Genomic DNA, 14,785 nt, shown 5'->3' with positions numbered 1-14,785 from the left:
TGACCCGTCAGACGGCCATGAGTTCCTGCTCTTTGGCCTTGACCACTTCGTCGACGTCCTTGATCGCCGCGTCGGTGATCTTCTGGATCTCGGTCTCGGCGCGGGCGACGTCGTCCTCGGTCACCTGCTTTTCCTTCAGCAGTTCCTTGACCTGGTGGTTCGCGTCGCGACGGATGTTGCGGATCGCCACCTTGGCGTTCTCGCTTTCCGAGTGCACGAGCTTGGACAGTTCCTTGCGGCGCTCTTCGGTCAGCGCGGGCAGGTTGAGGCGGATGACGGTGCCGGCGGTGTTCGGGGTCAGGCCCAGGTCGGAGGCGAGGATCGCCTTCTCGACCGCGCCGACCATCTGCTTCTCCCACGGGGTGATGGTCAGCGAGCGCGCGTCGGAGACGGCGACCGTGGCGACCTGCGAGAGCGGCATGTCGGAACCGTAGTAGTTCACCTTGAGGTGGTCGACCAGCGCGGTGGAAGCGCGCCCGGTGCGGATCTTGATCAGATCGTGGCGAAACGCTTCGACGCTCTTGGCCATGCGGGTCTGTGCGTCTTTCTTGATGTCGTTGAGCATCGCCGGCTCCGGTCCTGTTGCGGTAATCGCGGGATTATATAGGCAGGGCGCGCGTCCCCGCCCGGGGCGGGGGCCGGGCGCCGGGAGCGTAGCGTTCAGACCCGCCTAGTGGGCGTGACGGTGGCCGTCGTGGTCATGATCGTGGTCGTGGCCGCCGTGCGGCGCGCGATCGTGGCGATCGTGTTCGCAGGCGCGGCCCAGTTCGACCTGCAGGGTCGGATGGTTGATGCCGAAACGCTGGTCGAGCTCGCGGTTCAGCCGGTCGATGAAGGCGTCGTGGTCGCCGCCGTCGGACGCCGTGGTCGGACGCACGAGGTGCGCGGTCATGGCGATCTCGCCCGCGCCCAGCGACCAGATATGCAGGTGATGCACGGCCTGCACGCCGGGCTGGGACGCGAGGAAAGCCTGCACGTCGGCCTGGCGGATGCTCGGCGGCACGGCGTCCATGGCGGCATTGAACGCATCGCGCAGCAGGCCGAAGGCGCCGACCGCGACCACCACGCTGATCAGCAGCGCGATCGCCGGATCCAGCCATTCCCACCCCAGCCACCACATGCCCATGCCGGCGAGCACCGCGGCCAGCGAGACGGCGGCGTCGGCGATCAGGTGCAGGAACGCGCCGCGCCGGTTGAGGTCGTGCTCATGGCCCTCGCGCACCAGCCAGGCCGCGCCGAGGTTCACGACGATGCCGACGGCCGCGACGACCATCACCGGCAGCGCGGGGATTTCCGGCGGCGCATCGAAACGGCGCACCGCTTCCCACATCAGCGCGCCGGAGAAGCCCACCAGCAGCAGCGCGTTGGCGAGCGGCGAAAGCAGCGTCGCGCGGCGCCAGCCGTAGGTGTGGCGATCGGTCGGCGCGCGCCGGGCGAGCACCGCCGCGCCCCAGGCCAGGCCAAGGCCGAGCACGTCGCCGAGGTTGTGCAGCGCATCGGACAGCAGCGCCAGCGAATTGGTCGCGAAGCCGTAGCCCGCTTCGAGCGCGGTGTAGGCGAGATTGATCAGCGTGACCGCGGCGAAGGCGCGCGTGCTGCTGGCGTGGTGGTGGTGATGTCCGTGGCCCATGCGGCGGATGGTGGCATGGGCGTTGTGGCGGACGCTATTACGCAAAGCGAGGAACGAGTGGCGAGGAACGGGAAAACAGTGGGACACGCCGGCCTGGAGCGGGCCTGACCCCCCGTTCTTTCGTTCCTTTTCCCTCGTTCCTCAGCCGTTACGTCCTTGCACCAGCGTTCCGATGTGCTCGCCGCGCAGGATCTTCAGCAACTGGCCCGGCTGGCCCATGTCGAAGATGCGCAGCGGCAGGTCGCTGTCGCGGCACAGGGCGAAGGCGGCGGTGTCCATCACCTGCAGGTCGCGGGCGATGACCTCGTCGTAGCTGAGCTTCTCGAAACGCACCGCATCGGCGTGCTTCTTCGGGTCCTTGTCGTACACGCCGTCGACCTTGGTCGCCTTCAGCAGCAGGTCCGCGCCGATCTCGATCGCACGCAGCGCCGCGCCCGAATCGGTGGTGAAGAACGGGTTGCCCGTGCCGGCGGCGAAGATCGCGATGCGGCCCTTTTCCAGGTGTCGGATGGCGCGGCGGCGGATGTAGTCCTCGCACACGTCGTTGATCTTGATCGCGCTCATCACCCGGCACTTGGCGCCGAGCTTCTCCAGCGCGTCCTGCATGGCGAGCGCGTTGATGACCGTGGCGAGCATGCCCATCTGGTCGCCGGTCACCCGGTCCATGCCGCCGGCGGCCAGGCCGGCGCCGCGGAAGATGTTGCCGCCGCCGATCACCAGGGCGACCTCGGCCCCGGCCTGCTGCGCCTCGATCACCTCGCGGGCGAGGCGGCCGATCATCTTCGGGTCGATCCCGTAATCCTCGTCCCCCATGAGCGCCTCGCCGGAAAGTTTGAGCAGGACACGGCGATAGGCGAGCTGGGACATGGGGGCCTCGGAAGAGAGTGGGCAAACGGCGGAATTGTACGGGATCGGGGGTGAGGCCCGCAGGCGCGGCGACGGGACGCGCCCGGACCCGATCGAGAGGCGGTAATGCAATCGCAACGTACGGGCAAGTGCGTTTTTGACCGGATGGCCATTGTGAACTTTGCTGACTTTGCCTTCAGATCTTTCCAGATCCGCCGGTTATGGCTCGATTAAGACAATTTCACGTCGCGTGGATTGAACGGGCGGGATGCCGAAAGTCATATTCGGCTCGCCTTCGGGGGGAAGGCACCCAACTCCATTAGGGGATCCAAAACGTGGCAAGAACAACGATGAATCGTGCGCTGCGACGCAGCGCGCTGACGGTAGCGCTTGGCCTTTGTTTTGCGACGAATGTTCACGCCCAGTCGAACACGGCCGGTGCCGTGTTCGGCCAGGCAGCGGCCGGCGACACCGTGGTGGTCGAGAGTCCTTCGACCGGCTTCAAACGCGAGATCCGCGTCGGCAACGACGGCTCGTATCGCGCTTCCGCACTGCCGACCGGCAGCTACCGCGTCACCCTGCAGCGTGCCGACGGCACGACCTCGGTACGCGAGAACGTCACCGTCAACGTCGGCACCGGCACCTCGGTGAACTTCGCGGCGGCCGCCGCGGGGGCGACCACGCTGGACGCGGTGCAGGTCACCGCCGCGGCGATGGTGAACCCGATCGACGTGTCCTCGGTGGAGTCCACCACGATCCTGACGGCCGAGCAGATCGCCAAGATCCCGGTGCCGCGCGACGTCACCAGCGTCGCGCTGCTGGCGCCGGGCACGGTGAAGGGCGATGCGGCCTTCGGCAACCTGGCGTCGTTCGGCGGCGCGTCGGTGGCCGAGAACGCCTACTTCGTCAACGGCTTCAACATCACCAACTCGTTCAAGGGCCTGAACTTCGCCACGATCCCCTTCGAGGCGATCGGCGAGCAGCAGATCAAGACCGGCGGCTACGGCGCCGAGTTCGGCCGCGCACTGGGCGGCGTGGTCAACCTGATCACCAAGCGCGGCACCAACGAGTTCCACGCCGGCGGCAACATCTTCTACACCGCCAGCAGCCTGCGTGCGACCGGGCGCGACATCTATTCGCCCGACGGCCAGCTGATCTCCGACAACTCGCGCGACCGCGACCCGACCGAGACCATCGTCTCCGCGTGGGCCAGCGGCGCACTGGTGAAGGACACGCTGTTCGGCTACGCGCTGGTGCAGTACGGCCGCGAGAGCGGCCAGCGCAGCTTCGGCAACAACCTCAGCGTCGCCAACGACAGCACGACCTCCAAGAACCCGAACTGGCTGGTCAAGCTGGACTGGAACATCAACGACTTCAACCTGCTCGAATTCACCGCGTTCTCCGACAAGGAGGAATCCGAGCGCGACGTCTACGCCAACCCGCAGGGCGTGAGCGAGCGCCAGAACTTCCTGGGCACCGTCCACGACGAGACCGGCGGCGACAACTACGTCCTGAAGTACACCGGCTATCTCACCGATACCTTCACGCTCAGCGCGCTGTACGGCATGGGCGAATACAAGCGCAACAACTACGCGGTGAACGCCGACGGCCAGCGCCTGGTGTACGACGGCCAGGTGAGCCCGGACAACGCCACCGGCATCATCGGCGCCGCAGGCTGCCCGGTGGTGACCGACGGCCGTCCGGACGCGGTCGCCGGCCTGATCCCGGCGTACACGAGTTCGTGCGCCTTCCTCACCGGTTCGTCCGACACCGCGCGCAACCTCGGCCTGGCCGACGCGCGCGACAAGCGCGAGCAGTTCCGCATCGACGCCGAATGGCAGTTGGGCTCGCATCTGCTGCGCTTCGGCTACGACACCGACACGTTCAAGTCGCGCGACGGCGAGGCGAGCGAGGGCGGCGTCGCGTGGCGCTACGTCACCCGTCGCGGCGAGGACATGGTGCGTCGCCGCGTGTTCCAGACCGGTGCGGACGTCGAGGTCGAATCCGAGGCGTTCTACATCGAGGACAGCTGGAGCATCACCGACAACTTCATCGCCTACGTCGGCCTGCGCTGGGACAGCTTCGAGAACAAGAACGGCGAGGGCCAGACCTACGTCAAGCAGGACGACCAGTTCGGCCCGCGCCTGGGTTTCTCGTGGGACGTCAACGGCGATTCGTCGCTGAAGATCTTCGGTAACGCCGGCCGCTACGCGCTGCCGATCGCCGCCAACGTGGCGGTGCGCGGCTCCAGCCCGTCGCTGTACAGCCAGGAATACCTGCACTACGACGGCGTCGATCCGGTGACCGGCGCACCGATCAACCCGACCGCCACGGGCGACGCGCGCGACGAACTGTCGTACCTCAACAACGAGTTCGGCACCGCGAAGGACCCGCGCACGATCGCGTCCAACAACCTGGACCCGCAGTACCAGGACGAATACATCCTGGGTTTCCAGAAGGCGCTGACCGACAACTTCTCCGGCGGCGTGCGCGCGATCTACCGCGAGCTCAAGCGCGGCATCGACGACCACTGCGATTACCGCGTGTTCGAGGAGTGGGCGTCCGACAACGGCTACGCGATCGACTCCTACAACCCGGCGTTCACCTACTGCCACATCTACAACCCGGGCAGCGACCTGGACGTGCAGATCGACATCGACGCCGACGGCACGCTGGAGCACGTGGTGATCCCCGCCGACAAGCTCGGCCCGAAGGCCAAGCGCACCTACACGGCGGTGGAACTGTTCGCCGAGGGCCAGCTGACCGACAAGTTCTTCCTGCAGGGTTCCTACACCTGGTCGAAGAACAAGGGCAACGCGGAAGGCGGCGTGAAGTCCGACATCGGCCAGGATGACACCGGCGTCACCCAGGACTTCGACTACCCCGAGCTGATGGTCGGCGCCGACGGCTACCTGCCGAACGACCGCCGCCACACGCTGAAGCTGTTCGGCAACTACGAGTTCAGCGACCAGTGGTCGATGGGTGCGAACTTCCTGTTCCAGAGCGGTCGCCCGATCAACTGCTTCGGCGTGTACGCCGATGATCCCACCGGCTATGGCGCGAGCTACTTCTCTTGCGATACCGGCCCGGTGGATCCGGAGACGGGCAGCAACGGCACGACGATCGTGCGCCGCGGCTCGGCCGGCCGCACGCCGGACATCTGGAACGTCGACCTGAACGTGGCCTACCGGCCGTCGTTCGCCGAGGGCCGCCTGGCGTTCAAGATGGACGTGTTCAACGTGTTCAACCGGCAGAAGGCGCTGGCGGTGGACGAGTTCGGCGAGGACAGCACGGGCAATCCGCTGTTCGGCATCACCTACCTGACGCCGACCGTGTACCAGGCGCCGCGCGCGGTGCGTTTCATGGTGCAGTACGACTGGTGACAACCGCAGCACGCCGTGGCCGTCCCGTGCGGAAGCACGGGGCGGTCGCGGCCTTCCGGATGAAATGGACCAGAACATAGATTCGTTGCTGGAACGCGCCGAAGGCCTCGCCGCCACGCGCGATTTCGCCCACGCCCGGCAGGCGTTGCAGGCCGCCGAAACGCTCGCGCCGGACGATGCGCGGGCGCCGTTGCAGTTGTCCTATGTCGAATCGCTGGATGGCCGATACCGCGCCGCGCGCGAGGCCGCGCTCCGCGCGCATGCGCTGCGCCCGCGCGGCGACGCCGTCGTGCAGGAACTCGTGCGCCGGCTGCGCACGTTCAACGAAGCCGGCGCGCTTCGCGAATGCATGCAGCGTCTTCCGCCGTTGCGTGAAGTGAGCATCCCGCTGCTGCTGACCTTCGCCGCGCAGCTGAGCTACCTCAATCGCCAGGAAGAAGCGCTGGCGCTGCTCGACGAGGCGTATCGAGGCGATCCCGATTACCCGCCGACGCTGGCCTCGCGCGGCCAGGTGCTCACGTATCTCGGACGGTTCGACGAGGCCGAAGCGGACCTCATGCGCTGCGTGCGGCGCGCGCCGGAACTGGCCTCGGCATGGTGGTCGCTGTCGCGCCTGCGCAGGCAGACGCCGGAGTCCAACCACGTCGATGCGATCCGCACGCAGCTTTCGCGACCGGGCCGCCGCGCGGAAGATGTCGCGCTGCTCGCCTTCGCGCTGCACAAGGAATTCGACGACCTCGGCGACGTGCCGGCCGCGTGGCAGGCGCTGGAGCTGGGCTGCCGTGCGAAGCGGTCGACGCTGCGTTACGCGGCGTCCGAAACGCGTGCGGTGGTCGACGCGCTGTTCGCAGCGCCGACGCCCGCCGTCGCGGAACGCGATGCCGAAGGCCCCACGCCGATCTTCATCGTCGGCATGCATCGCTCCGGCACCACGCTGCTGGAGCAACTGCTCGCCGGACATCCCGGCGTCGCCGCGCTGGGCGAGCTGTACGACTTCACCTCGCGCATGCGCGAGGCGACCGATCGCCACTGTCGCGGCGTGATCGACACGACCGTCGTCGTGCGCGCGGGAGCGGTCGATTTCGCGCAGGTCGGGCGCGGTTATCTCGACGGCGTCGCGTGGCGGCTGGAGGGCGCAACCGCCTTCACCGACAAGCTGCCCACCAATTTCTTCCACGTTGGACACATCTGCCGCGCGCTGCCGCACGCGAAGATCCTGCACATGCGGCGCGACCCGATGGAGACGTGCTTCTCCAACCTGCGCGAGCTGTTCTCCGACGCGAATCCGCATTCCTACGGGCAGCACGAACTGGGCGATTACCACGCGCAGTACCGGCGGCTGATGGCGCACTGGCACGCGCGGTTCCCGGGCCGCGTGCTCGACGTGGACTACGCCGGGCTCACCACGCACCCGGATGTCGAAATGCGCCGGGTCGCGGCGTTCTGCGAGCTGGAGTTCACGCCGGCGATGCTGGACCCGCGCGGGCGGGATCGCGGCGTCGCGACGGCGAGCGCGGTTCAGGTCCGTGAAGGCGTGCGCGCCCGCGCCGAGCCCAAGTGGCGCCGGTACGCGTCCTGGCTGGAGCCGCTGCGAACCGCGTTGCAGTCCTGAACGGACGCCGGCCGCGCCGGGTGGGGTAGGGCCGGCCGCCTGCGTTGATGAGGCATGGACGGACGCTCGTACCACGCGCTCGCGACGGATGCCGTCGGCCCCTTGGCCGGCGAGGGCTCCGCATGGGCCGTGCGCGCGTGCTACAAATTCGCATTGCAGCAAGCGCAGTCCGGTGTTTGCGGCTCGGTTTCGGAGGACGAAACCGGCCTGGAGTGGGGCGATCCGGACCGCGTCGAGCTCGATGCCGCCCCCGCAGGAGCCCCCGGTCCCTACCATGCGTTCGAATCGTTTTCGGCCTTCGGGCTGGCCCTGCCCACGGGCGAGGCGATCGGCATGACCCCCTCGGGCGCGACGACCCACGCCAGCCCGCCGGACGAGGACGTGCCGCCCGCCGTGGGCGAGGGCGCGGACGGCTTCGACCGGTTCCTGCGCGAGCACCGGCCGATGCTCGTCGCCTGGCTCAGTCGACGCATCGGCGAGGACGACGCGCAGGACGTGGCGCAGGAAGCGCTCGTGCGCCTGATGCGCTACCGCGAGCAGCCGGTCGAACAGCTGCGCCCGCTGATGTACCGCATCGCCATCAACGTGATCCACGATCGCGGCCGGCGCGATTCGACGCGGCAGGTGTTCGCGCACGTCAGCCTCGACCAGGATTTCGTCGGCCTGCCGTCGCTGGAGCCCAGCCACGAGACGCGCATCGGGCACGAACAGGAGCTGGCGCTGGTGCGCGCGACGATCCTGCAGCTGCCCGACCGCTGCCGCCAGGTGTACCTGCTCAACCGCATCGAGGGCCTGAGTTACAGCCAGATCGCGCAGCACTGCGGGATCTCGGTGAAGGCCGTCGAAAAGCACATCGGAAAGGCGCTGTCGCTGCTTCGTTCGAAGCTCCGCGACGAGGGCGCCGATCGCGAGGAACGCACATGAACACACGGACGTCGCAACCCGCCGACGGCCAGGCCGAAGCATGGATGGCGCGCCTGATGGCGCCCGACTGCACGCCGGCCGACCGCGCGGCCTTCGAGGACTGGCTGGCGCAATCGCCGCGGCACATCGAGGCCTGGCTGGAGGTCGAACGCGTGCAGGCGCTGTCGGCGCAGCTGCAGTCGGACGAGATGGTCCGCGCCGCCGCCCGTGCGGTGCGCCGCGCGCCGGCGATCACCGCACGGCGCGCGTGGATCCCGGCCGCCGCCGCCGCGATGCTGGTCGTCGCCGTGGCCGCGATCTGGTGGCGCTACGAGCCTGAATCCACCGTGGTTCCGCAGCATTACGCCACCGCGATGGGCGAGCAGAGCGAAGTCACGCTGGCCGACGGCACCGTCGTGCTGCTCGATACCGGCACGCAGCTCACCGCGATGTTCGATTCGCGCGAACGTCTCGTCGAACTGGCGAAGGGCCGCGCGCAGTTCGTCGTCGGGCACGACGAGCAGCGGCCGTTCCGGGTGAAGGCCGGGCCGAGCACCGTGCGCGACATCGGCACGACGTTCCAGGTCGCGCACCGCGACGGCGCGGTGGACGTGGGCCTGCTCGAAGGCCGCGTCGACGTGAGCGCGAAGGGCGATCGCAACGTCGCCACGCTCTCGCCGGGCGAGCAGGTGCGCGTGGACGCCAACGGCCGCATCGGCCCGAAGGCGCCGCTCGACGTGACGGGCGCGCGCGCCTGGCCGCAGGGCGACCTGGTGTTCAGGGAGCGTCGTCTCGACGAGTTGCTGATCGAAATGAACCGCTATTCGAAGCAGCAGGTGCGCCTGGCCGATCCCGCTCTGGGCGGTCTGGTGGTCAGCGGCGTGTTCCACGCCGGCGACCAGGACGCGCTGGTCGCGGTGCTCGAACGAGGCTGGTCGCTGCGCGCGGAACGTCGCGGCGCGGACGAGATCGTGCTGCATCGGCGCGATCGCTGAGCGGTCGGCCGCGCGTCGCATCTTTCCCGCGCGAAACCACAGATCCGGCAAGGTATGGCGCCGGATCGTTAAGCAAACGTTGCGTGGCGGAGCCGCGCTCTCGTATCGTGTGAGCAACTTTCACGTTGACTCGCGCAAGCAACAATGGCCAGGAAGTTCCGACTCGCCCTCGCCATTGCCGGTGCGCTTTCGCTCGCCTGCGCCGCCGCACCGGCGCTCGCCGCCGAATCCGCTTCATCGGCCGTGCGCTTCGTCATCCCGGCGGGCACGCTCGACCACGCATTGCAGACGCTCGCCACGCAGGGCCGCGTGCAGCTGATGTATGCGCCGGGTCTCGTCGCACAGCGGCGTTCGTCCGGCATGCAGGCGGACCTGCCGCCCGCGCGCGCGCTCGAAATACTGCTGCGCGACAGCGGCCTGCAGGCGGTGCAGGTCACGCCCAACACGTTCCTGATCGAACGCGCGCCCACGCCCGACATCGCGCCGCCCACGCCCGTGGTTTCGCGCGAGCCGGTCGAACTGGCGACGGTGGAAGTCACCGGCACGCACATCCCGCGCGCGTCCATCGACGTGGTGACGCCGGCGCCGCTCACGCGCATCAGCCGTGCGCAGATCGAGGCCAGCGGCTACCAGACGGTGTTCGAACTGCTGAGCTACCAGCCCGGCATGATCAGCCACCACCCGGTGGACGTGGCGACCGATGGCGGCTTCAACTCGCAGCAGCCGTTCGCCGCCGCGGCGACGACCAGCCTGTACGGACTGGGTCCGCGCGCGACGCTGATCCTGATCGACGGCCGGCGCGTGGCGAACTACGGCCTCGCGTCGGCGGACCTGGGCGGACTCACCGATCTCAACGGCATTCCGCTGACGATGGTCGACCGCATCGAAGTGATGCGCGGCGGTGCGTCGGCCATCTACGGCGCCGATGCGATGGCCGGCGTCATCAACATCATCCTGCGCAAGGAACAGCAGGGCGCCGAGGTGACCGCGCGCTACGGGCTGTCGGAGCAGGGCGATGCGGAGCAGCGCCGGCTGTCGCTCAGCTACGGCCAGGCGACCAGGAACGACGGCAATTTCTTCCTCGGCGCCGACTATTTCCATCGCGACGCGCTGCAGGGCGACGCGCGCGACTGGCGCACCGCGGACCAGAGCCGCATGGGGTTGACCGATCGCCGCATCCCGCTGGGGTACTTCAGCCTGATCGACCTGACGATCGTGCAGCCGGCCTGCCCGGATGCGGTGCGCGATGCCGAAGGCGGGTGCTTCCTCGACGTGCCGCAGTACCTCACGCTGCAACCTGAAATGGAAAGCGGCGCGGTCTACGCGCGCCTGCGCCAGCCGTTGGGCGGCACGCTGGAGTTCGATGGCTCGTTGCGCCTGGGCCAGGTGCAGCAGCGGCTGCAGGGCGCGCCGCTGTACGGATCGATCCGGTTGCCGGCGGTGCATCCGGACAATCCGTTTCCGCCCGAGACGCCGGTGCAGCTGGACTACGCGTTCTTCGACGTCGGGCCGATCCGCAGCCGCAGCAGTTCGCAAAGCGCCGACCTCGACCTCGGCCTGTCCGGCCTGTGGGGCGACTGGGAATGGCGCGCGGGCGCGTCGCATCATCGCAACCGCGTCGACAACCAGATCGACGGCCTCATCAGCACCGCGGCGTTGTCGCAGGCGCTGGCGGATTTCAGCTATCGCTTCAACTCGCCGGACAATCCGCCCGAGGTGATCCGCGCGATGTCGCCCCGGATAGAAGTGGAGGGCGACGCGCGTTTCGACCAGGTCACCTTCGCCACCAACGGCGCGTGGTTCACGCTGCCGGGCGGGCAGGCGCAGGTCGCGCTGGGCGTGGAGTGGTCGCGCGATGCGCTGCGCAACGCGCCGGACCAGCGCATGCTCGACGGCGACGTGGCACTGGGCGCGCAGAAGAGCCGGCTCGACGATCATCGGACCAGCTCGGCGTTCTATGCCGAGATGAGCCTGCCCATCACGACCTGGCTGCATGCCGATGCCGCGTGGCGCATCGATCATCGGCAGGGATATGGCAGCGAAACCTCGCCGATGTTCGGCCTGAAGTGGATGCCGCTGGATACGTTGACGGTGCGTGCGACCTCGGCGACCGGTTATCGCGCTCCGTCGCTGTTCGAACTGCGCCGCCCGAGCATCGGCGGCGGCACGTTCGAGGTGGTCGAAGCCACGCCTGCGCTGGCGCCCTGCGCCGTGCCGGTCAGTTTCATGGGCGTGGATTACTGCCTCGTCACGCATGGCGCGATCGAGAATCCCGACGTGCAGCCGGAAACCTCGCGCAGCCAGACGCTGGGACTGGTGTGGGCGCCGACGGCGTCGTTCGACGTCAGCCTCGACCGCTTCCGCATCCGCCGCCGCAACGAGATCGTCACCACCGATGCGTTGTCCGATCCGGAGTCATTCCCGCTGTCCTGGCAACGCGACGCCCAGGGTGGGCTGATCGCGATCAACGACTACTTCACCAACGTCGGTCGCACGCAGGCCGAAGGCTGGGAACTGCAGTCCGAGTACCGCCTCGACACTGCCGGCGCCGGACGTTTCACCTTCCGCCTCGCCGCGAGCTATCTGTCGTCGCTGGAGCGGCAGGCGAGTCCGGATGCGCCGGTGCTCGATTACGCCGGCCACGGCTCGCCGAAACGCTCGGTGCTGGCGGGGATCGAATGGCTGTACGGCGACTGGATCTCCACGCTCAACGTGCACCAGCTCGGCCCGGTGGAGATCGCATCGCCCGGCCGCCCCTGTCCGGCCCCGAACGCGGAGGCGGGGAAATGCCGTACCCCGGCTTCGACGACGGCGGATGTGTACCTGGCGTACGTCGGTTTCGAACACTGGCGCCTGTCGCTGAACATCGACAACGTCACCGACCGCGAACCGCGCAACTACGACCCGTTGAAGGGCGGCTACGACATCGCCTACGACGACCCGCGCGGGCGCTATTACCTGGTGAGTGCGACGTACCGGTTCTGAGGCGGGGACGTACGTCGCTCGCCGTTCCATTCGTCATTCCCCGCCGGCGCGGGGCCAAGCGCTTGTAGCTCTTGTAGCCCGGGTGCGCTTCGCTTGCCCGGACTGCAACAGCTGGGCGCTTCGGCTTTCTCGCGCGCTGACCCTCCGCTGCCCCAACCCCTCCGCACTCCCTCCGGTCGCCGATGGGAGAAGGGCTTGGGAAGCCCGCCCATGACGAGCCCCGAAAAAATATGTCCGCCGGGGGTAGGGGGGAGGCGCCCCGGCCCCGTTATGGAGGTCGTAACGGGATCAGGACGACGGATACGGATGTCTCCGCGCCATGGATGGCGCACTTTTTCGGCGGTCCATCCGGGCAGCCACGTTTCATGCGTACCAGGAGGGTGCGTACCTGGCGGGAACCACGGGACTCGCCTGCGGATCGAAGCGGACCCTGCCGCGGAGATCCCTTCTGGAGAAGCCCCGGACGGCTTCTCCAGACCTTCCCCCGCGGCGCGCTCCTCTCTCCCCTCGCGCCGCAGAAAAGGAAAAGGCCGCGATCGCTCGCGGCCTTTTCTCTGTCCGAAGGGACCGGAGGCTTTACGCCAGGCCGGCCTGCTTCATGACTTCGGCGGCGTAGTCTTCCACCACCTTCTCGATGCCTTCGCCGACGGCCAGGCGCTGCATGCCGACCACTTCGGCGCCGGCGGCCTTCAGGACCTGCTCGACGGTCTGGTTGGTGTCCAGCACGTACGGCTGGCCGTACAGCGTGACCTCGTTGACGATCTTGGCGATCTTGCCGCTGATGATCTTCTCGAGGATGTCGGCCGGCTTGGCCTTGTCCTTGTCGGACATCTTGGCCAGCTCGATTTCCTTTTCCTTCGCCACGAAGTCGGCCGGGACGTCCGACGCCTTGATGTGCGGCGGGTTCATCGCGGCGACGTGCATCGCCAGGCCGCGGGCCAGGTCGGCGTCGCCACCCTTGACCTCGACCAGCACGCCGATCTTGCCGCCGTGCACGTAGGCCGCGACGTTGTTGTTGCCGTCGACCAGGGCGAGGCGACGCACCTGGATGTTCTCGCCGAGCTTGGCGATCGCGGCGGCGCGGGCTTCCTCGACCGTTTCGCCCGAAGCGAGCTTGGCGGCCTTGACGCCTTCGACGTCGGTCGCGCCGGAGCTCAGCGCGGCGTTGGCGACGGCGTTGGCGAAGGCGAGGAAGTTCTCGTCCTTGGCGACGAAGTCGGTCTCGGAGTTGATCTCGACCAGCACGGCCTTGCCGCCGTTCTGGGCGACGGCGATGCGGCCTTCGGCGGCGACGCGGTCGGCCTTCTTGTCGGCCTTGGCCAGGCCCGACTTGCGCAGCCACTCGGCCGCGGCGTCGATGTCGCCGTTGTTCTCGGTGAGCGCCTTCTTGCACTCCATCATGCCGGCGCCGGTGCGCTCGCGCAGTTCCTTGACCAGGGAAGCGGTGATTTCTGCCATGGGGGTACCTCTATGGTGTAGGGCGGGTCGCGACCCGCCTTTTGCGATTCCGGACATCGCGGCGGGACCTGGCCCGCGCGACGCAGAAACTTCGGACGTGGCCGCGCAGCTTGGCGCGGCCACATGACGCGGTCCTTACTCGGCCGCTTCGGCCTTCTTGCCGGCGGCCTTCTTGGCCGGGGCGCGGCGCGGAGCCTTGCCTTCCTCGCCCTCGGCGGCTTCGGCGAAGTCTTCCTCGCGAACCGACGCGGCCGACGGAGCGGCGGCCTTGCCTTCCAGCACGGCGTCGGCGGCGGCACGGGCGTACAGCTGCACGGCGCGGATGGCGTCGTCGTTGCCCGGGATGGCGTAGTCGACCAGGGCCGGGTCGTAGTTGGTGTCGACGACGGCGATGACCGGGATGCCGAGCTTCTTGGCTTCCTTGATCGCGATGTCTTCGTGGCCGATGTCGATCACGAACAGCGCGTCGGGCAGGCGGTTCATGTCCTTGATGCCGCCCAGCGAGGCTTCCAGCTTCTCGCGCTCACGGCGCAGGCCCAGCACTTCGTGCTTGACCAGCTTCTGGAAGGTGCCGTCGGTCTCGGCCGCTTCCAGCTCCTTCAGGCGCTGCACCGACTGCTTCACCGTGCGGAAGTTGGTCAGCGTGCCGCCCAGCCAGCGCTGGGTCATGTACGGCATGCCGCAACGCTCGGCCTCTTCCTTGATCGCCTCGCGCGCGCTGCGCTTGGTGCCGATGAACAGGATCATGCCGCGCTTCTGGGCGACGCCCGAGATGAAGTTCATCGCGTCGTTGAACAGCGGAACGGTCTTCTCGAGGTTGATGATGTGGATCTTGCCGCGCGCGCCGAAGATGTACGGACCCATCTTCGGGTTCCAGTAGCGGGTCTGGTGGCCGAAGTGGACGCCGGCTTCGAGCATCTGGCGCATGGTGATCTGGGGCATTGCTTTGACTCCAGGCAGTGGAACCGGCCGC

General features: G+C 68.2%; 10 protein-coding genes. 5 read left to right on the top strand and 5 right to left on the bottom strand.

Annotated elements, in window-relative coordinates:
- Positions 1-7: 7 nt before the first annotated feature.
- The 3 genes from frr to pyrH form a co-directional block, all read right to left on the bottom strand.
- Positions 8-565, bottom strand: coding sequence for a ribosome recycling factor (frr, locus tag I4U41_RS02885; RefSeq protein WP_206859608.1), 558 nt, complete (start codon positions 563-565; stop codon positions 8-10).
- 105 nt (positions 566-670) lie between these two features.
- Positions 671-1,630, bottom strand: a complete 960-nt coding sequence (locus I4U41_RS02880; RefSeq protein ID WP_206859605.1) for a cation diffusion facilitator family transporter — start codon at positions 1,628-1,630, stop codon at positions 671-673.
- A 141-nt stretch (positions 1,631-1,771) separates the two neighbouring features.
- Positions 1,772-2,497: a UMP kinase gene (gene pyrH / locus I4U41_RS02875; protein WP_206859603.1), complete on the bottom strand. Its 726-nt coding sequence runs from the start codon at positions 2,495-2,497 to the stop codon at positions 1,772-1,774.
- 422 nt (positions 2,498-2,919) lie between these two features.
- Here pyrH and I4U41_RS02870 point away from each other — a divergent pair, with 422 nt between their 5' ends.
- The 5 genes from I4U41_RS02870 (at position 2,920) to I4U41_RS02850 (ending at position 12,354) form a co-directional block, all read left to right on the top strand.
- The gene (locus tag I4U41_RS02870; protein WP_206859601.1) at positions 2,920-5,859 is read left to right on the top strand and encodes a TonB-dependent receptor domain-containing protein; all 2,940 of its coding nucleotides are present in this window, start codon (positions 2,920-2,922) and stop codon (positions 5,857-5,859) included.
- A gap of 64 nt (positions 5,860-5,923) precedes the next feature.
- The gene (locus I4U41_RS02865; RefSeq protein WP_206859600.1) at positions 5,924-7,471 is read left to right on the top strand and encodes a tetratricopeptide repeat-containing sulfotransferase family protein; all 1,548 of its coding nucleotides are present in this window, start codon (positions 5,924-5,926) and stop codon (positions 7,469-7,471) included.
- Positions 7,472-7,525: 54 nt separating this feature from the next.
- A complete protein-coding gene (locus tag I4U41_RS02860; RefSeq protein ID WP_206859599.1) occupies positions 7,526-8,395 on the top strand; it encodes an RNA polymerase sigma factor in 870 nt (289 codons plus the stop codon).
- Positions 8,392-9,369, top strand: coding sequence for a FecR family protein (locus tag I4U41_RS02855; RefSeq protein WP_206859598.1), 978 nt, complete (start codon positions 8,392-8,394; stop codon positions 9,367-9,369). The genes I4U41_RS02860 and I4U41_RS02855 overlap by 4 nt, the downstream gene beginning before the upstream one ends.
- Positions 9,370-9,513: 144 nt before the next feature.
- A complete protein-coding gene (locus I4U41_RS02850) occupies positions 9,514-12,354 on the top strand; it encodes a TonB-dependent receptor (RefSeq protein WP_206859597.1) in 2,841 nt (946 codons plus the stop codon).
- 576 nt (positions 12,355-12,930) lie between these two features.
- On the opposite strand, the gene tsf is transcribed toward I4U41_RS02850, so the two are convergent.
- Together tsf and rpsB are read right to left on the bottom strand one after the other, a co-directional pair.
- Positions 12,931-13,812, bottom strand: a complete 882-nt coding sequence (tsf, locus tag I4U41_RS02845) for a translation elongation factor Ts (protein WP_206859595.1) — start codon at positions 13,810-13,812, stop codon at positions 12,931-12,933.
- 135 nt (positions 13,813-13,947) lie between these two features.
- A complete protein-coding gene (gene rpsB / locus I4U41_RS02840) occupies positions 13,948-14,754 on the bottom strand; it encodes a 30S ribosomal protein S2 (protein ID WP_206859594.1) in 807 nt (268 codons plus the stop codon).
- Positions 14,755-14,785 lie beyond the last annotated feature (31 nt).

Origin of the sequence: Lysobacter changpingensis (genome assembly GCF_017308985.1) — a bacterium.
In the GTDB taxonomy this organism is placed as follows: Bacteria; Pseudomonadota; Gammaproteobacteria; order Xanthomonadales; family Xanthomonadaceae; genus Lysobacter_J; species Lysobacter_J changpingensis.
This window is presented reverse-complemented; position numbering and strand designations above follow the sequence as displayed.